This window comes from Ruminococcus sp. (assembly GCF_016283395.1).
The window spans coordinates 117,829-141,445 of sequence record NZ_JAEEMU010000039.1 but is presented as its reverse complement, the minus strand read 5'-3'; the positions used below and the strand labels follow the sequence as shown (position 1 = coordinate 141,445).

The 23,617-nt window shown below is 41.2% G+C and carries 29 protein-coding genes and 1 tRNA gene; 14 read left to right on the top strand and 16 right to left on the bottom strand.

The features are described 5' to 3' along the window. The 8 genes from QZZ41_RS08215 to QZZ41_RS08180 all read left to right on the top strand — a co-directional run. Nucleotides 1-669, top strand: a 669-nt coding sequence (locus QZZ41_RS08215) for an RloB domain-containing protein (RefSeq protein ID WP_367267460.1), incomplete at its 5' end; no start/stop codon positions are given. Between the two features lie 64 nt (nucleotides 670-733). Next, nucleotides 734-1,639: an MvdC/MvdD family ATP grasp protein gene (locus QZZ41_RS08210; RefSeq protein WP_295070266.1), complete on the top strand. Its 906-nt coding sequence runs from the start codon at nucleotides 734-736 to the stop codon at nucleotides 1,637-1,639. Beyond that, the gene (locus QZZ41_RS08205; RefSeq protein WP_295070264.1) at nucleotides 1,636-2,739 is read left to right on the top strand and encodes a hypothetical protein; all 1,104 of its coding nucleotides are present in this window, start codon (nucleotides 1,636-1,638) and stop codon (nucleotides 2,737-2,739) included. The genes QZZ41_RS08210 and QZZ41_RS08205 overlap by 4 nt, the downstream gene beginning before the upstream one ends. Beyond that, nucleotides 2,739-3,122 (top strand): hypothetical protein, encoded by a 384-nt coding sequence (locus tag QZZ41_RS08200; RefSeq protein ID WP_295070261.1) that lies wholly within the window; start codon nucleotides 2,739-2,741, stop codon nucleotides 3,120-3,122. The genes QZZ41_RS08205 and QZZ41_RS08200 overlap by 1 nt, the downstream gene beginning before the upstream one ends. Nucleotides 3,123-3,345: 223 nt before the next feature. After that, the gene (locus QZZ41_RS08195; protein ID WP_295070258.1) at nucleotides 3,346-4,302 is read left to right on the top strand and encodes a hypothetical protein; all 957 of its coding nucleotides are present in this window, start codon (nucleotides 3,346-3,348) and stop codon (nucleotides 4,300-4,302) included. Between the two features lie 25 nt (nucleotides 4,303-4,327). Then, nucleotides 4,328-5,089, top strand: coding sequence for a GNAT family N-acetyltransferase (locus QZZ41_RS08190; protein ID WP_295066620.1), 762 nt, complete (start codon nucleotides 4,328-4,330; stop codon nucleotides 5,087-5,089). A gap of 107 nt (nucleotides 5,090-5,196) precedes the next feature. Beyond that, nucleotides 5,197-5,847, top strand: coding sequence for a CpXC domain-containing protein (locus tag QZZ41_RS08185; RefSeq protein ID WP_295070256.1), 651 nt, complete (start codon nucleotides 5,197-5,199; stop codon nucleotides 5,845-5,847). Between the two features lie 123 nt (nucleotides 5,848-5,970). Next, nucleotides 5,971-7,038: a GGDEF domain-containing protein gene (locus QZZ41_RS08180; RefSeq protein ID WP_295070253.1), complete on the top strand. Its 1,068-nt coding sequence runs from the start codon at nucleotides 5,971-5,973 to the stop codon at nucleotides 7,036-7,038. Between the two features lie 19 nt (nucleotides 7,039-7,057). Here QZZ41_RS08180 and QZZ41_RS08175 read toward each other — a convergent pair whose 3' ends face one another. Next, nucleotides 7,058-7,903: a polysaccharide deacetylase family protein gene (locus tag QZZ41_RS08175; protein ID WP_295070251.1), complete on the bottom strand. Its 846-nt coding sequence runs from the start codon at nucleotides 7,901-7,903 to the stop codon at nucleotides 7,058-7,060. Between the two features lie 175 nt (nucleotides 7,904-8,078). Between QZZ41_RS08175 and spoIIP the strand changes: the two genes are divergently transcribed. Continuing rightward, on the top strand, nucleotides 8,079-9,242 hold the full coding sequence (gene spoIIP / locus QZZ41_RS08170; protein ID WP_295070249.1) for a stage II sporulation protein P: 1,164 nt from the start codon (nucleotides 8,079-8,081) through the stop codon (nucleotides 9,240-9,242). A gap of 4 nt (nucleotides 9,243-9,246) precedes the next feature. Next, a complete protein-coding gene (locus QZZ41_RS08165) occupies nucleotides 9,247-9,552 on the top strand; it encodes a hypothetical protein (RefSeq protein ID WP_295070247.1) in 306 nt (101 codons plus the stop codon). Here QZZ41_RS08165 and QZZ41_RS08160 read toward each other — a convergent pair. Then, nucleotides 9,535-10,086, bottom strand: coding sequence for a hypothetical protein (locus QZZ41_RS08160; protein ID WP_295070245.1), 552 nt, complete (start codon nucleotides 10,084-10,086; stop codon nucleotides 9,535-9,537). The genes QZZ41_RS08165 and QZZ41_RS08160 overlap by 18 nt on opposite strands. 96 nt (nucleotides 10,087-10,182) lie before the next feature. Here QZZ41_RS08160 and QZZ41_RS08155 point away from each other — a divergent pair. Next, nucleotides 10,183-10,254 (top strand) — tRNA-Arg (locus tag QZZ41_RS08155). Between the two features lie 277 nt (nucleotides 10,255-10,531). Next, complete coding sequence (locus tag QZZ41_RS08150; protein WP_295070243.1) at nucleotides 10,532-11,266, top strand: dockerin type I repeat-containing protein; 735 nt, start codon at nucleotides 10,532-10,534, stop codon at nucleotides 11,264-11,266. 90 nt (nucleotides 11,267-11,356) lie between these two features. Here QZZ41_RS08150 and QZZ41_RS08145 read toward each other — a convergent pair whose 3' ends face one another. From QZZ41_RS08145 to QZZ41_RS08095, 11 genes are all read right to left on the bottom strand, one after another. Further along, the gene (locus QZZ41_RS08145) at nucleotides 11,357-12,133 is read right to left on the bottom strand and encodes a hypothetical protein (RefSeq protein ID WP_295070241.1); all 777 of its coding nucleotides are present in this window, start codon (nucleotides 12,131-12,133) and stop codon (nucleotides 11,357-11,359) included. 17 nt (nucleotides 12,134-12,150) lie between these two features. Continuing rightward, nucleotides 12,151-13,098, bottom strand: coding sequence for a homoserine O-succinyltransferase (gene metA, locus QZZ41_RS08140; RefSeq protein ID WP_295070239.1), 948 nt, complete (start codon nucleotides 13,096-13,098; stop codon nucleotides 12,151-12,153). A gap of 21 nt (nucleotides 13,099-13,119) precedes the next feature. Beyond that, the gene (locus QZZ41_RS08135) at nucleotides 13,120-13,500 is read right to left on the bottom strand and encodes a hypothetical protein (protein ID WP_295070237.1); all 381 of its coding nucleotides are present in this window, start codon (nucleotides 13,498-13,500) and stop codon (nucleotides 13,120-13,122) included. A 1-nt stretch (nucleotide 13,501) separates the two neighbouring features. After that, nucleotides 13,502-14,233, bottom strand: a complete 732-nt coding sequence (locus QZZ41_RS08130; RefSeq protein ID WP_074714146.1) for a pseudouridine synthase — start codon at nucleotides 14,231-14,233, stop codon at nucleotides 13,502-13,504. A 14-nt stretch (nucleotides 14,234-14,247) separates the two neighbouring features. Continuing rightward, complete coding sequence (locus tag QZZ41_RS08125) at nucleotides 14,248-15,399, bottom strand: D-alanyl-D-alanine carboxypeptidase family protein (protein WP_295070234.1); 1,152 nt, start codon at nucleotides 15,397-15,399, stop codon at nucleotides 14,248-14,250. A gap of 62 nt (nucleotides 15,400-15,461) precedes the next feature. Beyond that, nucleotides 15,462-15,896 carry a GerW family sporulation protein gene (locus QZZ41_RS08120; protein ID WP_295070232.1) on the bottom strand — a complete coding sequence of 145 codons (435 nt, stop codon included), beginning with the start codon at nucleotides 15,894-15,896 and terminating at the stop codon, nucleotides 15,462-15,464. A 10-nt stretch (nucleotides 15,897-15,906) separates the two neighbouring features. Beyond that, entirely contained in the window at nucleotides 15,907-16,860 is a 954-nt protein-coding gene (locus QZZ41_RS08115; RefSeq protein WP_295070230.1) for a hypothetical protein, read from the bottom strand. Nucleotides 16,861-16,880: 20 nt separating this feature from the next. Further along, nucleotides 16,881-17,465: an SMC-Scp complex subunit ScpB gene (scpB, locus tag QZZ41_RS08110; RefSeq protein WP_074714150.1), complete on the bottom strand. Its 585-nt coding sequence runs from the start codon at nucleotides 17,463-17,465 to the stop codon at nucleotides 16,881-16,883. Further along, nucleotides 17,435-18,190 (bottom strand): segregation/condensation protein A, encoded by a 756-nt coding sequence (locus QZZ41_RS08105; RefSeq protein ID WP_074714151.1) that lies wholly within the window; start codon nucleotides 18,188-18,190, stop codon nucleotides 17,435-17,437. The genes scpB and QZZ41_RS08105 overlap by 31 nt, the downstream gene beginning before the upstream one ends. Before the next feature lie 15 nt (nucleotides 18,191-18,205). Beyond that, nucleotides 18,206-18,931, bottom strand: a complete 726-nt coding sequence (locus QZZ41_RS08100) for a site-2 protease family protein (RefSeq protein WP_295070225.1) — start codon at nucleotides 18,929-18,931, stop codon at nucleotides 18,206-18,208. A 27-nt stretch (nucleotides 18,932-18,958) separates the two neighbouring features. Continuing rightward, on the bottom strand, nucleotides 18,959-19,690 hold the full coding sequence (locus QZZ41_RS08095) for a site-2 protease family protein (protein ID WP_295070222.1): 732 nt from the start codon (nucleotides 19,688-19,690) through the stop codon (nucleotides 18,959-18,961). A gap of 217 nt (nucleotides 19,691-19,907) precedes the next feature. Between QZZ41_RS08095 and rpmB the strand changes: the two genes are divergently transcribed. Both rpmB and QZZ41_RS08085 read left to right on the top strand, forming a co-directional pair. Then, a complete protein-coding gene (rpmB, locus tag QZZ41_RS08090) occupies nucleotides 19,908-20,093 on the top strand; it encodes a 50S ribosomal protein L28 (RefSeq protein ID WP_019678047.1) in 186 nt (61 codons plus the stop codon). Between the two features lie 250 nt (nucleotides 20,094-20,343). Then, nucleotides 20,344-21,690 carry an MATE family efflux transporter gene (locus QZZ41_RS08085; RefSeq protein WP_295070218.1) on the top strand — a complete coding sequence of 449 codons (1,347 nt, stop codon included), beginning with the start codon at nucleotides 20,344-20,346 and terminating at the stop codon, nucleotides 21,688-21,690. Nucleotides 21,691-21,742: 52 nt separating this feature from the next. Here QZZ41_RS08085 and QZZ41_RS08080 read toward each other — a convergent pair whose 3' ends face one another. The 3 genes from QZZ41_RS08080 to QZZ41_RS08070 all read right to left on the bottom strand — a co-directional run bounded on the left by QZZ41_RS08080 (nucleotide 21,743) and on the right by QZZ41_RS08070 (nucleotide 23,580). Next, nucleotides 21,743-22,138, bottom strand: coding sequence for a pyridoxamine 5'-phosphate oxidase family protein (locus QZZ41_RS08080; protein WP_074714155.1), 396 nt, complete (start codon nucleotides 22,136-22,138; stop codon nucleotides 21,743-21,745). A gap of 42 nt (nucleotides 22,139-22,180) precedes the next feature. Continuing rightward, nucleotides 22,181-23,110: a cysteine synthase A gene (gene cysK / locus QZZ41_RS08075; RefSeq protein ID WP_295070213.1), complete on the bottom strand. Its 930-nt coding sequence runs from the start codon at nucleotides 23,108-23,110 to the stop codon at nucleotides 22,181-22,183. A gap of 215 nt (nucleotides 23,111-23,325) precedes the next feature. After that, nucleotides 23,326-23,580 carry a hypothetical protein gene (locus QZZ41_RS08070; RefSeq protein ID WP_295070210.1) on the bottom strand — a complete coding sequence of 85 codons (255 nt, stop codon included), beginning with the start codon at nucleotides 23,578-23,580 and terminating at the stop codon, nucleotides 23,326-23,328. Nucleotides 23,581-23,617: the final 37 nt, after the last annotated feature.

The following is a 23,617-nucleotide window of genomic DNA, read 5'->3' as shown; positions in this document are numbered from 1 at the left end:
GGAGGTGGAATGATGCCAAGTCCTACCAGAAAAACAAAGCCTCTGATTTACGTGTTCAATGAAGGTGAAAGCGAGCAAGCCTATACTGAATTCCTAAAAAAGACTTTTTCAGATTATGCCGTAATCAAGTATCCAAAATCCACTGGTTTATTTGAGGAAGCTCGTGACAAATTCAATAAAGACAAAAAATATCGGGATAGTGCAGAGGTCACCGATGAAATTTGGTTTTTCTTTGACGTTGAAAAAGATGAGAAATCCAAATGGGAAGCAAGGTATCAAATCATAAAGCAGCTTAGGAAACTTCGGAAAAAGTCAGAAATCCGCATTAGATTACTCATGACAACTGCATGTATCGAATACTGGCTGATGCTCCACTTTAAAAAATACGCACCGGATATTGTGTCACCGGCGGATAAACAGAGGGTTCTACATGAAGTACAGAGTCGTGTAAAGACCTACGAAAAAGGAGATTATCCATCCACCGCACAAATTGCTGAAAAATATCTGGATGCAGTCGCAAATGCGAAATCGGTTCTTGATGATTTACTTCAGGAAGGACTTCCTGAAATAGACGATACAGACACACGGAACAGGTGGCTGTACTCATGTAGTAAAACTTTCTCAACGGCTTTTGAAGCTATTGAATTCCTTGAAACTCTGAAAAACTGATAAGAGATCGATATTCATTAAGAACCCATGCAAAAGAATGTATTAGTCATTATAGGTGGTGCATATGTCTAAAATCCTTATTATTACATGTTCGTATGATAAAACAGTGGATTACATTATGAAAAAATTCAATCATAAAACAGATTTTTTCCGTTTCAATGTAGACCTATTTTCAGAATATAAAGTTACAATATCTGCAGTAAACTGGGAAATAGCACATGGTAATGATACTATTTCCAATGAGACAACAAAGAGTATTTATTACCGCAAGCCTGCCTTTCCAGACACAAGTGAGTTTGACATTGAATATAGACGAATGATAAACAGCGATATTCTTGCGATAATAGATGGATTAACTAATAGCTTCGATGGAGTAGTATTATCAAAGCCATATCTATTAAGAAGAGCTGAAAATAAGGTCTATCAATTGGTATATGCACAGAAACACTCTATTTTGATGCCTGAGTCTTTTGTGGGGAATAACAATCATTGGGAACACCTTGGTAAACCCAGAATTATAAAGCCATTATCCGTAGGGAAAATAGCAACTTCTTCCGGAATAAGTATAATTCAAACAAATCTCATGCATGATGAGGACTGCTATGATAGTATAGAATTAACCCCCGTATATATCCAGAATTATGTTCAAAAAAGTTACGAGGTGAGAGTAACTGTCATTGATGATAATTATTTTGCAGTGAAAATTATATCTGATAATTCAGTTGATTGGCGAAATGGCAATAATCAGTACGAATTAATCGATGTTCCAGAGACAACAAGAAAATGCATTCAAAAGATGATGAAGGATTTCCAGCTTCGGTTCGGTGCAATTGACTACATAGTTGGCGATGACGGAAAGTGGTACTTTCTGGAAATTAACCCTAACGGACAATGGCAGTGGCTCGAATGTATTCTAAATCTTTCTATCTCAGATTGCATCATGCAGGTATTACTCGGAGGTGAAATATGAAAGAAATAATCAACTTTTTGCTTATGGTCTGGTCTTGGCTTCCTATCTTGTCATTTACAAAAGACAGCAATTTCGGCGAATTATCAATTGATTTTAGATTACCAGTAAGGCCGCAAACACGAGAATGGCGTATAAGTGTTTTACAAATCATGCTTGGTGCGCACAAATTACATGTGTTATCATTATATAGAACAGTTGACCAGAATACAAATAAGGCTTCTTTACATTGGGATTGGATCAGGTTACTGTCACTCAAAAAGATATGTGATAACAGCGATCACATTCAACAAATATATACTGATTATTATGATCGTCTTAAAGGAACAGGCATAACAGATGAGCGATTGGAAGCTGAAAAAGAAAGCTTATGTTATCATATAGAAAATGAAAACAGCAGAGTTGAAGTCAGTGATAATAAAATGAACATATATGCTACAGTAGTACTTACAATTCTTCCAATCATACTTAGTATAAGTTTTGATTCAATTTTGGAACTGTTTAAGACTAACCTGAAATATAAGATAGCTATTGCTTTTGCTTTATACTTCATAATAAATATTACCCTTTATCTTTATCGGTACCTCAAAGTCGATGGATACAGTATGAGTAGATTCAGTGACTTAAAGAACGAACCAGATATCACCTTAACTAAAAGACTGGTAGCGCAGTATTATTATGATTTTCAATCTAAAAAAAGTAAATCAACGCTATTTGTAAGCTATGTAAAAAATTTCCAAAGGTGGATGAAAGTGGCTTTTTTTGTATTTATCGTCGCCTTTGCTTATCACCAGATCTACACCCACAGTGGAACACCACAAAAAAGTACTGTAAATTCAAATAGCTCTATCTATAACGTTTATGTATCTGAGTTAAAAGATCCCTATTCTCAAAGCTCTATTTCTCTGACCGATATAAGAAAGAGTATTCAAACGCAAAGTGCAGACAAAATTATTGTAATGTATAATGACCAAACTGATATTTCAGACATTGAAAGCGAATTGAAAACATTTGATTCTACGTTTGAAATACAGTACCTGTATGACAATCAATTAGAAACAAATGATGCTAAAATATTAGTATATAAAGGGAGGACACCGTAATGAAAAAGCACATTCTGTCAAACTATTTAAAGCAAATAAAATTGACTTCTAAAGCGTCTGTAGATAATACAGTCCAAACAGAATCAATAGAATCGTCTGATCCAGATGAATTCAGATTGTTCGGCTCCTTGACAAAACATTCAGGACCAGACGAAACATTTACACACTCCATTGAAACTTCTGATGCTGATGAGTTTCATATCGATAGTACAACTGAGACGAGATCAATAGAAACAACCGACCCAGATGGTTTCAGATTATTGGAATCAACCACATACGAAACAAACACAATAGAAACATCTGATGCAGACGAATTTTACGACACTACTAAAACAACATTTACTAGGGAAGGAAGCGATCCAGATGAGTTCGCCTTAGTGTGAAAACGTGAATTTCACGAATCAACTACATACAATATATCCAATCCCCACACTCAAACCTCTCGTTGCTCTAATATGGTTGTCGCCATGACATCAAAATCAGGCTTCCGAGGCACGTTGAGTGCGTAGTATTGATGTCAAGGGAAAAATAATTATTTGAATAGCTGAAATCATTTGAAACAGAGCAGTATAATGACATGATTTAAGAGAAAGGATCAGAACCGATATGAGAGCACGTTTTCATCTGCCCGATTTTGCAGGGCATTTCAAATTCAATGTTGTCTTTGCGGAGCTTCTCGAAAAGCGTCCCGAGTATTTTCGTGAGGGAGTAGAGATAGCTTCCGTTTACGGTGTATTCCCTCCTTCTATCTGGAACGGCGGACGTACACAGGGCGGTGTCTGTAATAAGAATTTCATAAACACTGTAATAAAGACATTCAACGGAAGAGGTATCCCTCTCCGATTTACTTTCACCAACCCCATGCTTGAAAAGAAGCATCTTAACGATGATTTCTGCAATATGGTCATGCACCTTGCCGACAACGGACTTAACGAAGTTATTGTAATGTCGCCGCTGCTGGAAGACTATATCCGCAAGAACTACCCCAACTACAAGATAACAAGCTCCACCTGCAAGCGTATCACCGACGCTGAACAGCTGTGCAGCGAAGTCGAAAAGGACTACCACATTGTTGTTATCGACTATGATCTCAACCACGATTTTGAGACACTGGAGAAGATACCCGACAAAAAGAAGTGCGAGCTTCTGGTAAATGCCTGCTGCAACCCTAACTGTCCCATGCGTTCAGAGCATTACAAAGCTATCGGCTTACAGCAGATAGCATACTCAAATCATGTAAGAAAATACCCGAATGCGCCCTTCGATACGAAAAAGCTGGTTGCAGAACACCCTGAGATACAGAAGTTTGCGGACTGCCCATGCTCGCAGCGTTCACTTTTCGACATTGTAAAGCTGAAAAATCACATCTCCCCCGATGAGATATGGGGAAAGTATATCCCAATGGGATTTGAGCAGTTCAAACTGGAGGGACGTACTCTCGAGACCCTTAATCTCCTCGAACATTATATGTATTACATGATAAAGCCAGAATGTAAGGATCAGGCACGTTTTGAGTTTCTCAACTGGCTTGCGGCTAACGATGTTATTCAGATAATTGAATGATATCGTAATAAAAAGGAAGAATAGTATGACAGAAATACACCTTATCCCACTGGAAGAGTCTGACATAGAGCAGTTTATCAAGGACAATCAGGCGGCTTTCCGTTACGGTGCTCTTGAAGAATTCGGGCTGCGCGATGACCACTTTGAAGAAGAGGGAGAGATAATCTCACAAAGCACAATTGAACAGTCAATTGACGAGGGCACTGCCTATCGCATAGTACAAAACGGCAAAAACGTAGGCGGTGTAGTTATCAGAACCGAATACGACCACGGAGAACTTGAACTGCTGTTCGTTTCCCCTGCTGTCCACAGCAAGGGCATCGGTTATGCAGCATGGTGCGAGATAGAGGATATGCACCCCGAGGTCACTGTCTGGGAGACTGTTACTCCCTATTTCGAGAAGAGAAATATACATTTTTACGTAAACCGCTGCGGTTTCCACATTGTTGAATACTTCAGCGAGTATCACTGTGTCCCTGATGATAAGGACAGAGAAATGGCTGATATGTTCCGCTTTGAAAAGGTACTCCCCGTATCTTCAGAAGCTGTACAGGAACAGGTAAAACGTGTGAAGTACTATGAGGATATAATGCAGAAAGCTCAGGATATGAGCGATGTATCCCCTGAACTGCACGAAATGCTCAGTGAGTTGAGAGATTATTACGTAAGTGATGCGTGGAAACGCGACTTTTCTTCAGATGAAGCAGGACTTCTGCCTAAGGAGCTTAAACGCGGAGTCCTCTCACAAGACGGTATATACGACCTGCTTGAAAAGTACGATATGTAAGCACTTTCGTGGCGTAACTTCCGCCACTTGAAAAAACAGTTCTGATATGCTATACTATAATTGTAAAAAGCATTATTTTATGATAATCAAAGAAAAGAGGAATTTCTATGTCTAAAAGTCATATGGAAAAGATAAAATGTCCAAAGTGCAGCCATGAGTCGGAAATGCTCGTATGGGAAACTATGGACACAAAGACCGATCCTCAGATAAAGGATATGATAAGAAGCGGCGAAGTTTTTGCATGGCGTTGCCCTCACTGCGATAACAAGTCACTTATCTTCTACCCTACTCTTTATCATCAGGTAAAAGAAAAGTACCTGCTTTGCTATATCCCGGGAAATCCCACTTCAGCTGTTGAGTATATGAAAACTATCAACGAAAATAACGAAAGCGGTTATGATTTTAACGATAATTACACAAAGCGTGTTGTATCCGATATAAACCAGCTCCGCGAAAAGCTCATGATACTCGATGAAGGTCTTGATGATCGTATCCTTGAGATAATGAAAGTATTCGCTATCGCTGAGTTACAGAAAAACTTCCCCGACCTCAGTGTTATGGAAATATACTTCAACAAGGAAGAGGACGGCTCACACAGCTTCGCTGTTAAATTCGACAACAATGAGTGGGGCAGAACAGATGTTGACAAAAAGTCATACGATCAGGTCGCTGAGTCTTTCAAGATCCCTCTTGCTGTCAATGACGAGTATCTCATTGATACAGAATGGGCTTTATCTGTAATAGAAAAGGAAATATGAATTATTTTGTACTGTGTGTACATTTTTAATAAAATATTCATCAATTTTTTGTGGAATCTCTTGATTTTATTTAAAAGTTATGTTATAATAATTATAACATATATTTAACAGGAGGGTGAGCATATGATCAGAGAAATTGTCCAGATGTCTTACCTTATAATCGTTGCAAATATTTCGCTATTTCTGTTTTTAACATTTAATTCTACTGTAAGCAATAAGATCAAAAATCTGTTTTTAATAGGCACTGCTATATCTTTGGTGATGCTTATATGCAATATAGTAGCATACACTTTTCAAGGAACAGGAGAATACCTATCGCTTCTAAAAATAAACAGTGCTATACTCTACTCTGTAAGCGGTACGATAATACTCCCTTTTATTTATATTTCAGGCGTTATCTCAAAGAAAATAAGGATTGCTCTTTTGATATTGGCAGGTATAAACTGCTTGTTCTGCATTATCAGTATTTTCAACGGCTGTGTATTCAGCTACGATGAAATGGGTAATATGTCGTTGAATACATTTGCTGCTATCCCGTTTATTTTCAGCCTGATTTATCTTTGTGTACTTATTTCTGCTTCTTTTTTCAAATTCAGACTTGGTCTGAGGTTGGAGAGCATTTTCCTTACAGTCCTCAGTATCGCTATTTTATCAGCGACCTGCCTCAACACATATATGCACTTCAAGTATCTCATAAGCGGTATGGCTACTCTGAGCTGTGTATTCTATTATCTTTTCTTTACAACTCAGACACTTACACGAGACGCAATGACAAGCGCACTGAACAGACACTGTTTTTACAGAGATATCATGACTATGAGAAAACATCAGATGTTCGTTATCTCTATGGATTTGAACGGTCTTAAACAGATAAATGATAACCTTGGTCACGATGAGGGTGACAAAGCTATTCTTGCTGTTTCTGAAAGTACATTTGAAATAATTCCTTCAAGATGCAGATTTTACAGAATGGGCGGAGATGAATTCGAGATACTTTTCCCGTCAGCTTCCCGTTCTGATACTGAGATCATGATGCAGAAAATAAAGGAAGCTGTCCACAGCAAAGGCTACAGCATAGCAATGGGCTGCGGTGAATACAAAAAAGGCATGGATCTCGACGAGCTTATAAAAGAGATAGATGCCATGATGTATGAAGACAAGGCAAGAATGAAAGCCCTGCAAGGTCTGTGATAAAAAACCCCCTGAATCTTTAAGATTCGGGGTTTTCTTTTGTAAGCTCATACATATACTCTTCTGTCGAGACAAATCCGCTGCGGTTATTACGGAAAATACCGTAAAGGCAATCGGGAGAACGTGTGATATAGTTCATTCCCTCACGGCAGGTAAGGGATATTTTTATTCCGTTATCACGCAGTACGGGCAAGCTTTCACGGCAGAGCGCGCCGAAAGGATAGGCAAACACCACAGGAGATATACCGCAGTTGTCATGGAGCTCGGTATTGAGCAGACCTATATCCGTACTCAACGTAAATGTGTATTCTTCGGGAGTCTCCCCTGCTTTTATAGCGCAGCCCTGTCTGCGGTTGTCACGGGAGTGCATATCGTATGTATGACTGCCTATCTCTACGCGTTTTGAAGCAATAAGCTGAGATATATCCTCCCATGTGAGGTAAGAATACGCATCTGCATGAGGGTCGGCAGGTGCATAATCATCTGTGTATCTGCCAACAATAGATACAACAGCGCACATATCGTACTTTTCAAGCAGGGGCAGGGCTAAGGAAAGATTATTGTAAAATCCGTCATCAAATGTTATAAGCACAGGCTTCTGCGGCAGTTCTCCAGTATTGTTGGTATAGTCAATGAGCTGCTGTGCGCTGACGCTTATATATCCGTGAGTTTTCAGCCATATAAGGTCACTTTCAAGCTGTGACGGAGATACTATATAATCAGCAGGAGGCTTTTCACAAACGCTGTGATACATTATTACAGGCAGTGGAACCGGCTTTTCCACAGCAGCTTCTGCGGCAGTTGAAAAAGTTGACCGCAGAGAAAAAAATATAGCACAGCATACCGCAATAAAAATCATGAACATAATTACGCTGCGGCTTGCTCTCTTTAGTCCGAAGCATTTATACATCGTCATCACCTCTCAATATTTTATGACGGAAAATGCTGAAAAATGACGGCGAATAAGGAACTGCCCCTATCATATACTCATGGCATTGAGAATATACTTATTTCAGAGGAATTAATTGTGAGGTGAGTATATGACACGCCATAAACGCAGAAAAATCAAAGGAACGATCAAGTGTATAACAGCAGTTATACTTCCTGTTGTCATAGCTTCGGGAGTTAACGGAGTATCAAAACTAATGGCAGGTCTTTCCGATACAAGTGCATATATCCTTGATGAAACTGTAAATTCATCTGCAAAGCATATTGATGTAACTTCCGAAAGCATAAGTAAAATCAAGAAGCAGGACGAACTCCTTTCGGGCAGTATGATACTCTCGGAGGGCTACGGTATCGAGGACGAAAGCGAGAAAGATACGGAACTATGCAGGCTTCCAGATCCCCTTGATATGAAAGCTGACAGTGCAGGTGAAAAGCCATATCCTGCGTCATGGAATACTGACGGCGATATTGTCCGCCTTACCTATGACAGATACAGCGGAAATGCCTTTTTTGACCTTGAAAAGGGCGGACAGGTCAATAACAAAACTGATATTCCCAATGAAACACTGATGAGAGAAAGCAGCTATCTGCCGAATTTTACTGTTTCGGATACAGATGAACCCATTGTCCTTATCTATCATACCCATACCACTGAAAGCTTTGAGCCATACGTCCGCGAGCACTATGACAGCTCCTTCAACTATCGTACTACCGATAATACCAAAAATGTGGTAATGGTCGGCGATGCCATACAGGCTGAGCTTGAAGCGCAAGGGATAGGAGTTATCCACGCAAAAAACGTTCACGATTATCCGTCATACAACGGCTCTTACGGGCGCAGCCGCGAGACTATCATGCCTATACTCGAAAAGTACCCAAGTATAAAGGTAGTCCTTGATATACACAGAGACGCAATATCCGCCGAGGGAGTGGCATATCAGCCCTTTGTGGAGATCGAAGGCAAAGAAGCTTCGCAGATCATGATAATCTCGGGCTGTGATGACGGTACGCTGGGAATGCCAAATTATATGGAGAATTTCCACTTTGCCTGCACCTTGCAGCAAAAGCTTGAATCAGACTATGCAGGACTTACACGTCCCATACTTTTTGACTACAGACACTATAATCAGGATCTTACCAACGGAAGTCTGCTCATTGAAGTGGGTTCGCACGGAAACACGCTTCAGCAGTCACAGTATGCAGGACAGCTGTTCGGTCACTCACTGGGGCAGCTTCTTAATTATATGAAAAGGTGATAAAATGCGAAAACACAAAAAAAAGACCACCCTCACAGCAGTATTTCTTTACCTGCTTCTGAGCGGCGGTTCGTGGATGTTCTTAAATTCCTATGCTAATTCCCACAATCACATGAGTGAGGAAAAAATAATACCTGTGGGAATAACCGTAAACGAAGATAAAGCCTCCGTGGAGATACTGGATCATCACAGAGAATTCAGTCTTTCAGTTATATCCCCTGACAGCAGCAGCTATTGTGCGGCTTATCTTGCCTCACCCGACGAATTAAGGGCTGCGGCATATATCATTTCTTTATGTATAAAGCTTTGACTGCATAGTCTCATAGAATGCATTGAGTTCCCCTGTATAAATAAGATCAGCTCCCGGAAAAGTCCTGAAATCATCAGGCTTGTATAGACAGAATGCTTTTTCAAGCGGAATTCCTATTTTATCCATTGTGTAAGCAACAAACTGCGAACAGACGAAGCTTCTTTCGCGTTTCCATTCGATATTGAAGTAAACTGCAAGAAGTCCGAGCAGATTGTATGAATATACCTTACGATGTTCCTCAAAGTGATTGATGAGTATATTAAAGGCTTCTTTCTGTTCATGAGAGACCTTTATGCGGTATATTTCACAAGGAATGTTATGAAACTGTCCGAGAGTGCCCTTTCCTACGACTTCTTTATTAAATGTCGCAGGCAGCGGAAACGGTCTGTATGTACGGCAGAAGCTGTACATTTCGGTAAGATCTACATCCCCTGACATAGAAACATGATTGTAAGGCTTTTTAGTAAAAAATTTGAAGAATCGTGCGGGTCGCGTACCAGTCTGCGCAACTATAAGATAAATATAGTCCCCCAAAACGTTCCCTCCTAATTTATTTTTTATAATTATAGCATAAATACTTGCAAATTTCAAGAGTTTTTGATATAATAATAAAGTACATTTACTATTTACGCGCCTGTAGCTCAGTGGATAGAGCATTGGCCTCCGACGCCATGTGCGCTGGTTCGATCCCAGTCAGGCGTATATCAGAATGGCGGAATATAGCCATAAAGTAGAAAGAGCGATCATCTGATATGTGTTTATTTCTGTCAGTTTTTCGCTCTTTTTATGTAATATATCAGTAATATTATTTGTTGTATTTGACAATTTTTAAGGCGGATAGATATAATTATTCGTTTGTCATTTTTTGCTTACGCATACAAGACTGTGTATATATCTAAGCATATTCTGTATATGATACACATAATGTAATCAGCAGAACCATTTATAAACTTTATTCATTAAACAAGGAGGTTTTTATATGAAAAAACTAATTACAAGAATATTGGCAGCAGGATTAGCCTGTTCATCGCTCTTTACAGCTAATTTCAACGCATATGCCGAGGACAAAGCCGCTGTATCGGAAAAGTCCGATCTCGCAATAGCAAGAGCATCTCTTTATTTTCCGACCCTACAATCATCGGTAAAAGGCTGCTTTATAAACGGTGACGGAACATATGATGTGACATTTGATGCCAAAGATTATGCAAGTGAACTTGAGCGTACCTCAGTGTCCTTATATATAAATCCTATCACCCCGTTTTATCTTGGCGGAAAAGATAATGTAAAGCTTACCATAGAAGAAGTATGGCTTGACGGAGTAAAATACGAGGGTGAACTTGCAGGCAAGCCTGTTAATGGTTATAGAACTCATCAGCCAAAAGACTACTGCGTTTTCACATCATTATGCGATCTGAAATATACTGATTCTAAAGGCTTCGATTTTGAAAACACTGTCAGGATAGTATTTTCACTTTCGGGACTTACCTTGCCAAAGCTTGAAAGCGGCAGATACCGCGGAGACGTAAACGACGATAATAAAATAGACGCTGTTGATTCTTCACTTGTATTAAAGCATTATGCTGACACTTCCGTGGGCAGCAGCAGTTCACTGAATTCCGAGCAGGCAGCCGCAGCAGATATAAACAACGACGGCAAAGCTGACTCCAATGACGCATCATCAATACTCAGTTATTATTCAATAAGTTCCACATAATAAAAAAGCTCTCCTTTCGGAGAGCTTTTCTGTTATGTTAAAAAGCGACATCGAAACATCATAAAGTGTGGCAATGCAGACAGAATCTATCTACACTACCGCAACAAGGTCGTTTCCGCTGTACCTCGCACTGTTTCTATCTTTCTTTGTATCGTTCTCATAATAATATGAACGGCCATTGTTCTGATTCTTCTTCTGATTTTTTATAAATTCAGCAAAGAGCTCATCGAAGCTGTCATATCCCATTCTTTTCCAGTACTTATCGTACTTAGGATCTCTGTATTTCTCATACTGCTCGGGGATAGTACCGTCTCTGTCGTATTCCTCTATGATCTGTGTACTGTGTTCTGCGAAATAAACCAAGTCGGGCCCGATCTTATAGATGAGGAATCCGATGTAAACAAAGAATATCATTGAAATAACAGAAACGATAACGCCAATGACTGCAAAAGCTGTTCCTTTTCTCTTTCCAACAAGTGATATGATCGAAAAGATAAGACAAAGCGGAACAGTTACGACACTAAGCAACGTCGCACAAAACATCAGATTTATGATCGATATGACAAACGAAGCAATTGCAAAGCCTGCTCCCTTTCTCTCAGCTACACCCTCGTTGTTGTACATATTGTACTGCGGATATCCGTTATAATTGCCTGTGAAAGGATTATTGCCGTTGTATCCGTTATTATAGGGATTTCCGCTGTTGTAGCCATTGTTCTGGTTATTGAACTGACCGCCATTGCTGTAGTCGTTATACGGATTTCCATTGTTCTGAGCATTATACTGCTCACCATTGCCGTAACCGTTATTCAAGTTATTAGTATTGTTATTCTGATCGTTATTATTCATGTTGTTAAAATCGTCCATTATATTTGCTTCTCCTTTTACAGACTTGTCTGCCAATTCCAGTTGCGCACCTCAAGCTCATCAAGATTATAAGGGGTTTTCTGGTAAACGCAATAATTGAGCCAGTTTGAAAACATAAGATTAGCCGTACATCTCCACGAAAATACAGGTACATTGTCCGGGTTGTCCCCGGGGAAATAATTATACGGTATCTGTATATCTATGCCTTTTTCAACATCGCGTCTGTACTCGTTTGCTAATGTATCTCTGTCATATTCGGAATGACCTGTGATAAAATACTGTCTGCCGTTCTTATTGGCAACGATATGCACTCCTGCAATATCGGATACAGTAAGTATCTCAAGCTGAGGGATACGTTCGATGTCCTCACGGCGCACCTCGGTATTTCTCGAATGAGGAACATAGAATATATCATCAAATCCTCTGAGGAGCTGACAATTGCTCACCTCTGCCCTGTGTGGAAAGATACCGAACATCTTATGGTCGAGAGTATACTTGGGTATACCGTAATGGTAGTAAAGTCCTGCCTGAGCAGCCCAGCATATATAAAGAGTGGAAAAAACGTGTGTTTTCGACCATTCCATTATAGTGCATATCTCATTCCAGTAGTCCACCTGCTCATAGTCAAGAAGCTCAACAGGCGCACCTGTGATTATCATACCGTCATAGCGGTCATCTCGTATCTCATCAAAGGTCTTGTAAAAAGACTCAAGATGATGCACAGAAGTATTCTTTGAAACATGAGATACCATTTGAAGAAGATCAACGTCCACCTGGAGCGGTGTATTACTGAGAAGTCTCAGAAGCTGGCTCTCTGTCTCGATCTTTTTGGGCATAATATTAAGGATAACGACTTTCAGTGGTCTGATATCCTGATGCTCTGCCCTTTCCTTCGACATTACGAAGATATTTTCTTCTCCAAGCGTTTTGAATGCCGGAAGCTCTGAAGATATCCTGATTGGCAATCCAAATCGCTCCTTTCATATTTATTCTTTCTTGCCTTTACAGTGCTCACAGCCGTTCATAAAGCTTTCAAGATCTGTACACTGTCTGCTGTCTCCGACTACAAAGCGGAGCTTTTTTAATACATCAAATTTGCTGCTGTCAGAAAGCTCAAACAGCATATGATTTATTCCTTTCAGCACACTTTTGAGCATTACCGAGCGCACAAGACCGTCGCAGAGCATCATATCTCCGCCGTCGTCATAATCATATACGACCGTCCTGTCTGTGCCGTAGGAATAGGCTATAAATCCGATAACATCGCCCTTGTCAAGAGCCTCGGTTATATGGAGCTCGGCATTTCCTGCTGCCTTTTTGAGCTCATCATAGCCGACCGTATCAAATCTCTCCTGTATCTCCAGCATCTTACTTCTCCTTGCCGATAGCGTTTCTTATAGCACGCAGTTCATCGGGAGTAAGCTCTCTGTAAGTACCGGGCTTCAGCATACCCAGCTTCAGCGGACCTATACTTATACGGCGAAGTCTTGCAACTTCAAGACCTACAGCCTCGCACATCTTACGTATCTGACGGTTCCTGCCCTCTTTTATAGTCATAAGCAGGACTACTCTTCCCTCTTCCTTTGTCTTTACCACAACAGAAGCAGGAAGTGTCTTTTTGCCGTCTATCTCAACACCCTCGGAAAGCCTTACAAGCTGTTCATCGGTTATATCTGGACGAACGGTAACACGGTAAGTCTTTGAGATATGGCGGCTGGGGTGCATGATACTGTTTGCAAATTCGCCGTCATTGGTAAAGAGGAGAAGTCCCTCCGAATTTCGGTCAAGACGACCTACAGGATAGACACGCTCCTCAACATCTTCAAGGAGATCCATGACGCAGCGTCTGTCAAGCTCGTCGGATACGGTAGTAACATATCCTCTCGGCTTGTTCATCATAAGATATGTGAAACTGCGCTTCTTCGGCATATAGATACGCTCACCGTCAACGGTGATGATATCCTTGAAGCCGCACTTGTCTCCAAGCTTTACAGGGTGACCGTTGAGCTTTACTCTGCCCTGTGTTATAAGCTCCTCAGCTTTTCTGCGGGAGCACACGCCGCAATCGGCTATCATTTTCTGTATTCTTATTTTTTCCACTTTTTATCCAATCCTTAACGGGAGAAAAAGCTCCCGAGTATTTCTTTGAATTTCGTAAATATACCTTTTTTCTCAGAACTCTTTTCAATATCTGCCGAAACACTTTCAGCAGCATACAGCGGAATTGTGTCCACCTCTCGCCCCATAAAGCTTATACGCAGTCTTGCCGCTTCATCACCGTACTTCACGGGAGCATAGCCAAATGGCGCAGAAAGCAGTGTGAACTGTATATCATCTTCATTTCCTGCAACTGTACATATCTTTAAAGAGCTGTCCTTTGGCACAAGACGAAGCTTGTCACTTGTACCGCCCACAATATCAACTGACATATCTACAGGGAGAACCGCATCAAGTTCGCGGACCGTATCAAAGCCATAATCGTACATGGCGATATGGTCGTCCCAGTCATTGCGGTCATTTAGAGTAACGCAGATAAGGTCTTTTCCATCCCTTTCACAGGCGGATACGAGACATCTTCCCGCTTCATCGGTAAAGCCTGTCTTGACACCGTAAACTCCCTCATACATTCCCAGAAGCTTATTGGTGTTTTTCAGCCACCTTGCATACGGCGGAGCACCAAATTCAAGCTTTATGCTTTTCTGCGAGCATATACTGCGAAAAATATCGTTCCTGAGAGCTTCACGGGCAAGTATCGCCATATCATAGGCTGATGAACCGTGCCCCTCACCCTCAAGTCCCGAGGGAGTGACGAAATAAGTCTTTGAAAGTCCCATTTTTCTTGCACGGTCGTTCATCATCTCAGCAAATCTCTCTATACCGCCTGCTATCCTTACAGCCGCCACATTTGCTGCATCATTGCCCGAAGGAAGCAACATTCCGCAGCAGAGAGCATACTTTGTAACGATATCCCCTTCCTGCAAGCCCATTGATGAGCCTTCCACCTTTATGGCATCGCTGTCCACCACAAATTCGTCGTAAAGTCCGCCGCTTTCAAGGCAGAGCAGAGTTGTCATTATCTTTGTGGTGCTTGCCATAGGCAGCTTTTCCGTGCAGTTCTTAGCATACACCACCTCGCCTGTATCGGCTGAGATAAGTACCGCCGCCTTTGCCGATATCTCAGGCTCGGAAGCTGCATAGGAAATACCAAAACGTACACTTACTGCTGTTATTATAAATGCCGAAAAAACAGCTATCGACCTTTTCATAGGCATACCTCCGCATAATATACTTCATGCTAAAGGATATGCTGCTATATCAGTGATTATTCTCAGTTGAGAGAAACAGACTCGTCTGTGATACCGTCTGTAACGACTTCTTCGCTGCCTTTTTTCTTCTTGTTGATGAAGCCGCTTACCTTTTCGATTATCATAGGTGCTTTCTCGATAGCATTGCTGATAGGATCGTTTGAGCCTTCCATGTTAACCATTTTAGCTGCTCCGTCAGGAGAGATAACGAGGAATCCCTCAGGCTTTATTGAAACGCCTGCACCTGCTCCGCCGCCGAAAAGATCCTTGTCATACTTTGAAGGAAGATCTGAGCCGCCTGAAGCAAAGCCGTAGCTTACCTTTGAAACAGGGATAATTGTTGTACCGTCGGGGAGCTTTATAGGCTCGCCGATAATGGCATTAACATCTGCCATTTCCTTTATCTTCTCAATTGAAATACCTAAAAGATCGCTGACCGGTGTTTTGTTTGCACTCATGTTATATACCTCACTTCTGCCTTGCGGCGGATTTTTTCATTTTACGTTTTCTTAGTTTTTCAGGTAAAAATGTTCTGAATAAATATGTTATCAGGAACCAAGCTCCTGCAATAACCATTGTTCCCAGTCGGAAATAAAGTTTTCCTGCTGCGTCCCAGCGTCCCTTTGAGACTCCGAAAGCAGGTCTTACATCTATGGTTTTCAGCCTTACTGTGAACAGTTCACTGAAAAATGCGATGCCGTTGTAGATAAGAGCCGAATACTTTCCGTATTTGAGGGCACAGTCGCAGGCATCCTCATCGGCTATCTCAAAGTCGATATATAAGTCTTTCAGCTTGAAGCCCTTGAATATTTTCAGCATAGGACGCTGTGCGCTCTCCCATATATCAACTATTTTCTCTATCTTGTCGCTGATAGATGACTTTTCCTCGTCTTCAGCTTTATCTTCATCTTCATCATCATCGAAAGGATCATCTTCAGGATCTTTTTCCTTTTTATGCTTCGGTTTCTTTTTCTTCTCATCAGTGGAGGCAGCTTCCGAAACAGGCTCTGTATCAGATACGGCATTGCCTGTAGTACTTTCACTGACAGCTTCGGAAGAAGTGCTTCCCTCTGCTTTTATATCAGCCTCGGGATCATTTACGGGTATATCGTCAAGCTCCTTTTCCCACTCGTACTTTTCCCGTTCTTTTTTCTTCTTAGGCTTTTTGTCCTTGACAGGCTTTGGCTTTTTGGGTTTCTTCGGCTTTTTCGGCTTGTCCTTTTTCTTTGCTTTACGCTTTTTCCACCAGCCGTAAAGACCGCCGCTCTCTGAGTTCATTATATCAAATATCCACAGCTTCACCTTATACGTGAACTTTCCGTCGATATAGCTGAACTCTCCTCCTGCGGGAGTTATAAGAACTATGAGGATAATGCCAAAAACGGCAAGAAGTATATACAGCAGAATTTTTAGTACGATCATTCCTGCCGCTCCTTTCGTTATTATTCAGTGTTTTGCTGTGACTCAGCTGTTTCTCTTGCGATGAATTCGTCCTCTGTCTCAAGCACAAGATCACTCTGTCCCGGTAAAGGAGGAAGATCGGCTGTTGAACTGAGACCGAAGCTTCTAAGGAACACGGAAGTAGTTCTGTATACTATAGGCTTTCCCGGTACGTCAAGTCTGCCTGCTTCTTCAACGAGTCCCTTTTCCACAAGGTTGTTGATAACGGAAGAGCTGTCTATACCGCGGACATTTTCAACGAAGCCCTTTGAAACAGGCTGATTGTATGCGATTATTGTTAATGCCTCCATAGCGGCATTTGAAAGCGGTGCAGATCTTTTTGTCTCAAGAGCGGCACGTACCTGCGGAGCAAACTCCTCACGGGTACACATCTGGTAGCTGCTGTCAAATTTCTTTATGCAGATACCGCTGCCGTAATCATCGTATCTCTCATTGAGAAGTCTTATCATAGACGGGAGTGTACCGGCATCAACGCCGCTTGCTTCGGAAAGACGATATATTTCAATAGGTTCGCCGCTTGCGAACAGGATAGCTTCTATTGCTCCGAGCTTTTCCTTGATCTCCAAGTTTTTCTCACTCCGTTCTGTTTTTCTTTGAAGAATATTTTCATATTGTCATCGCTTATGGTAATTCGTCCGTGTCTCGTAAGTTCAAGGACTGCAAGAAATGTAGCAACTCTTGCCGAGCGGTCGGTAACTCCGTCATAAAGCTTATCCATATACACCTCACCTGTCTCATAGAGCTGTCTGAGGATATGGACGACCTTTGTCATTACCGAAACGATACGACGCTTTACCACGGAATTGATCTTATTCTCAACGTGGAGCTTCGCGTGTTCGGACTTTATATTTTTCAGCGATATGGCACTGTAAGCGATCGCAAGTCTCTCAGGCTCATGCACAAGGGTATAGGTCATATCCGCTTTTATCTTCATGGGGCTGCGGACAAATATATCTCCGCCCACGAAAGCGTCTGCAAGCTTTTGTGCAGCTATCTTGCAAAGCGAATACTCAATAAGCGCACCTTCCAGCTCACGCTTCATCTGTTCAGCCTCCTCGGGCTGAGGAAGAAGTGAAGCAGTCTTTATATATATCAGTCTTGCAGCCATTTCAAGAAATTCGCCTGCAAGCTCTAAATTCTGCTCATGTGCCTGATCTATATAAATAAGGTACTGCTCCAGCAGCTTGGATATCTCAATATCACATATATTCAGCTTATGCTTTGCTATAAGGCTGAGAAGCAGGTCGAGAGGTCCTTCAAATACCTCAAGCTTGAATGATATACTTTCCATATACTCTCCGAACTATTAATCAATTACCGCGTCAAATCTAAAGATATACCTCAATATCTTTTCGGTCATCTTGAAGTAATCAAGGCGGAAGAAGATAAGCTTATCAAAAAGTTTTGCCCAAAGATCAGAAAGGAAACCTATGAGCGAAAGCTCACCGTCAGTTATTATTGCAAGCAGGAATATACCGTAAAGGATCATTCTTGACCAGTACATTATCTTCTGATAATGGCTGAAATACCAGCGTCTGAACTTCGGCCATGAGAACTGATAGAATATCTGGAAGCCGTCAAGAGGCGGCAGCGGCAGAAGTGCAATGACTCCGAATGCAAGACAAGCTTCTGCTGTTTCTGAAAGTATAAAATATATGCTTGCAAGCAGGAATGACGAAAACGAGATGCTGAAAATAAGTATTGCGATGTTAGTGAGCAGGATATACATGAAAAAATATGCTATAGGTGCTGCCAGTGATATAAGGGTTATATCTCGCTTCATGTTCTTCATGTTTGAGATATCATGCCTCATTTCATTACCAAAGCCAAATCCGAACACTATGACCATCATCATTCCGATCCTGTCGGTATGTCTTCTGAAATCAAGACTCAGCCTTCCGTCACCCTCAGGCATCCTGTCTCCCAGCATCTTTGACACCCATGCCTTGAAAAAACAAGCCGCAGGCATAAATGCTGTAAGAAGCAATCCTCTGCTCAATAAAATAAGTAAAAATCGGTAAAATTTTTCCATATGATCTTTGTCTCTCCAATGCTGTGTTTATTTTATCATCAAAGGCTCGACCCATTCAACAGATTGCCATATCAGTAAATGAACACTGTTTACTGCTCTATCAAACGGTCGGCTTATCTCAGAGATATTTGCTGCGAGCATAAGAAGAACAAAAAATGCAGTGCTTAGCTGACGCTGATGCTCATATATCCAGCGATCAGCGTTAACAGGCAAAAATGCCCTTACAAGATTAAAGCCGTCCAGCGGCGGCAGAGGTATCAGATTAAACATGGCAAGTGCTACATTGATATAAACAGAATACATCAGCAGCAGAAGTACCGCGCAGAGTATATTGTGCTCACTTCTCATCATCTCTGAAAAGCTGCTGAAAGATGTATTCAGAGTCTCTTGTCCTGCCCTTGTGCAGATCAGAACTTCATATAACAAAGCACAGAGAAAAGCTGATATAAAATTAGCGAGCGGACCTGCCGCAGATATAAGTGCGTAGCTTGCTCGGCGGTTCTTCTTGAGGTTAGAAAAATTAACAGGCACAGGTTTAGCCCAGCCAAGCCCCAGGAAGATCATGAGTATAAGACCTGCAATATCAAGATGAACGATAGGATTAAGTGATATTCTTCCTTTTTTTTCTGCTGTATCATCTCCGAGCCATTTAGCCATGAGGGCGTGTGCAGATTCATGTATAGGGATTATAAGAAGAAATACTATTATCCTTATGGCATATTGTATAAGATCATCAGTTGTAAATCCTCCGATAAACATTATTTATCCTTTCTTTTGCCGAGCAAAAATACTCAGCCAATAGTTATACAATATATATTATACAACATAGCGGCATATATTTCAAGTAAAAAAAGAGATTTTACAGGTGCTAAAAAAATTTTTTTGTTTTTTTTTAAAAAACACTTGCTTTTTTTCTCAGAATGTGATAAAATAATCATGTTGTATTTTTACAGGTTAGTTAAGGAGGTGCAACCTAATGGCAAAATGTGATATCTGCGGAAAGGGCGTAACCTTTGGTATCAAGGTTTCCCACTCACACAGACGTTCAAACAGAACATGGAAGCCTAACGTAAAGCGTGTTAAGGCTATCGTCAAGGGTACTCCTTGTCATATCTACGCTTGCTCAAGATGCTTACGTTCTGGTAAGGTCGAGAGAGCTTGATCATGAAGAAGTAAATAAAGAGCGTTCCATTATGGGACGCTCTTTTTTCGTTGTACACAAACTTATATTACGTGCTATGATTTGGTGATTTTACAATATAAAAAGCATATATCTCTATTGTGATTTCATCATTTATCCAAAATTAATGCAAAAGGCTATTATTTTCAGCTATTTTGTGATATAATAAAATAAGCGTGAATTATATTATTCACATGACAAAAGGTTTAAATGGGGGGTAAACATTTAAATAATGAACATTAAACCAATACGTAATGATCTTATCAGGTACATATTGGCGAATGTTATCAGCTCTATCGGTGTATCAATATATATTCTTATTGATACGTTTTTTATTTCCAAGGGGATGGGGGCAGAAGGACTTGCCGCATTAAATCTTGCTCTGCCGGTATTTAACTTTCTTAACGGTTTCGGACTTATGCTCGGTATGGGCGGCGGAAGCAAATTCTCTATGCTTTATTGCAGAACTGAACGCATCGAAACAGACAGGATATTTACCAATACATTCATATCCATGCTGGCTGTAAGCGCAGTTTTTGAGATAACAGGCATTTTCTTCTCAGAACAATTTACACATTTACTCGGAGCAGACACAGTTATTTTCAGACTTTCACACGATTACTTAAAGACCATATTACTATTCTCTCCTGCTTTCCTTATGAACAATATCATGGCTTGCTTTATGCGCAATGACTGCGCACCGCGGCTTGCTATGCTGGGAATGCTGAGTGGTAGCCTTGCCAATATAATACTCGATTATGTGTTCATCTTCAAGCTCGGTATGGGCATGAGAGGTGCTGCACTTGCAACGTGCATATCGCCTTTCGTAAGCATGAGCATAATGAGTATCCACATAATAACGGGCTGGAATGCTTTCAGTCTTAGAATGATGCGTCCTTCGTGGAGCATTATCAAGGAGATAGCCTCACTGGGGCTTCATTCGTTTTTCACGGAGATATCAGGCGGCTTGGTGCTTATGATATTCAATTTCGTGATATACCGACTTATGGGCAATACAGGTATTGCCGCATACGGTGTCATAGCCAATATCGGTATCGTCTTTACAGCTATATTTGTTGGACTTTCCAGCGGTATACAGCCGCTTCTGTGCCGATATCACGGCAGAAAGGACAATACCGCGATAAAATATACTCTGCGGTTATCCATAAGGACAGCAATTGCATTAGCTGCTTTGTCATACGTGCTGATATATACCCAGACATCGAATATCGTGAGTCTGTTCAACAGCGGCGGCGACAGCAAAATGCAGGAAATCGCAGAAAACGGACTCAGGATATACTTCCTGTTCATGCCGTTCATGGGGATCAATACCATAATGTCGGTGTTCTTCATGTCAGATGAGATGCCCCACAGTGCTCAGTTCATATCGCTGCTGAGAGGAACTTTCCTCGTTATCCCTGCGGCATTTATAGCCTATTTCCTGCAAAGCATAGGGCTTGTATGGCTGGCTGTGCCAATATCGGAGCTGCTAACAATGGTCATGGCAGTGGGTCTGTTCCACCTGCGAAAAAGAAAAAAGCGCACAGAACAGCTGTGGCTTGCATATAACAAGGTATAAAAAGTCCCGAAAGGAGTCATAACGGCTTCTTTCGGGTCATTTTTTTTAATTATCAGAGTATACGCTCAGGCTCTCCAACAGGAGGCATGATAAATGCTGTTGCATCTTCAAGGTGGAATATCTTCATCTTGAAGCCTGTCTGCTCGTTGTAGATCTGCTTGAGAAGCGGACTTGTTGCATACATTGCCTCAGTGTACTTCGGGTCATCGTCAAAAACGATCTTTCCTGTGTAGCGGAGCCATACTCCGTCAGGCTTGCAGGCAACTATCTCGCAGAGAGGGTTTGCGAGCATCTGTCTGTAAACAGCCTTGAAGTCACCGACTGCAAACATTACCTTGCCGTCCATTTCAATGTGTGAACCGAACGGTCTAAGCTTAGGCTGTGCTCCGTCATTTGTTGCGATGAAGAACATTCCTGCTTCTGTTAAAAAATCGTAGATCTTGCTCATTTTAAATATACCTCCTTATATTATCGCCTTACGGCGTTTATATCAGTCCTCAAAAAGCGGAGTCGAGAAATATCTTTCAGCTGTATCAGGAAGTATAGTTACAACAGTCTTTCCCTCCCCCAGCTTCTCGGCAAGCTTCAGAGCTGCCGCAACGTTAGTACCGCTTGATATACCGCACAATATTCCCTCTTTTGAAGCGAGGTCCTTTGCGGTCTGTATAGCTTCCTCATCGGTAACGATATATATATCATCATAAATGCTCTGATTAAGGATATCAGGGATTATTCCGTCGCCAATGCCCATTTGCAGATGTGTGCCGATATTTCCGCCTGCAAGGATAGCTGCATTTTCAGGCTCGACTGCCCATATTACCATGTCGGGATACTGAGCTTTCAGTGCTTCACCGATACCTGTGATAGTACCGCCTGTGCCAATTCCCGAGCAGAAGCCGTCTATCTTCACTGCTGTCTGCTCAAGTATCTCAAGTGCTGTGTGGAACTTATGTGCTCCGATATTATTAACGTTTGTGAACTGCTGAGGAACAAATACATTCTCATCTTCCGCAGCCATTTTCAGGGCAGTATCAAGGCATCCCTGTATGCACTTGCCGATATCGCCGTCATCGTGGATAAGGATCACCTCTGCACCGTAGTGTTTAACGAGCTTTCTGCGCTCCTCACTTACGGAATCAGGCATTATTATCACGGTCTTATAGCCCTTTACAGCTCCCACCAGAGCAAGACCAATGCCCTGATTACCGCTTGTCGGCTCAACTATTATGGTATTCTCATTTATCTTGCCTTCTCTTTCGGCATGGCGTATCATATTGTACGCTGTACGTGTTTTTATAGAGCCGCCTACGTTCAGTCCCTCAAACTTAACGAGAACGTCTGCGTTTCCCTTCTTGTTCATTCGGTTCAGCTTTATCATAGGAGTATGTCCCATAGCTTCCAGAACATTATTATAAACCATCTCATACGCTCCTTATGTCATAATTACAATAACATTATAATTATACTATACTTCTGTGCAAAAGGCAAGAACTTTTTGCACACAGTAATATTTATTTTCCATTTTACTAACTGCAATATACTTTTGAAGTTATACTTAATGACTTATAACAAATATTTTATATACTCCCAATAATATATTAAAAAACGGGGCGGATAATATCCGCCCCTACTGTCTTACGCTTTATTCTGCATTTCAATCTCCCATAATTCTGCGTATGTCTTGAAATTGTCAGGGAACCAGAAAACAGATGTATTTTCATATTTATAATTAGCATCAACAAGAACTCGCCACTTTACGATCTTATAAGTAAGAGCCGTATATGTTCGTGTTCCCCCATCCTTATAAACTTCCGAAGGTACAGGAACAAGCAAAACAAGAAGAATAATGAATAAAACTGACAAAATAACTATCTTTGTTTTCATTTTCATAGCATCATTCTCCTGTATTCAGACTGTATCAGTAAAT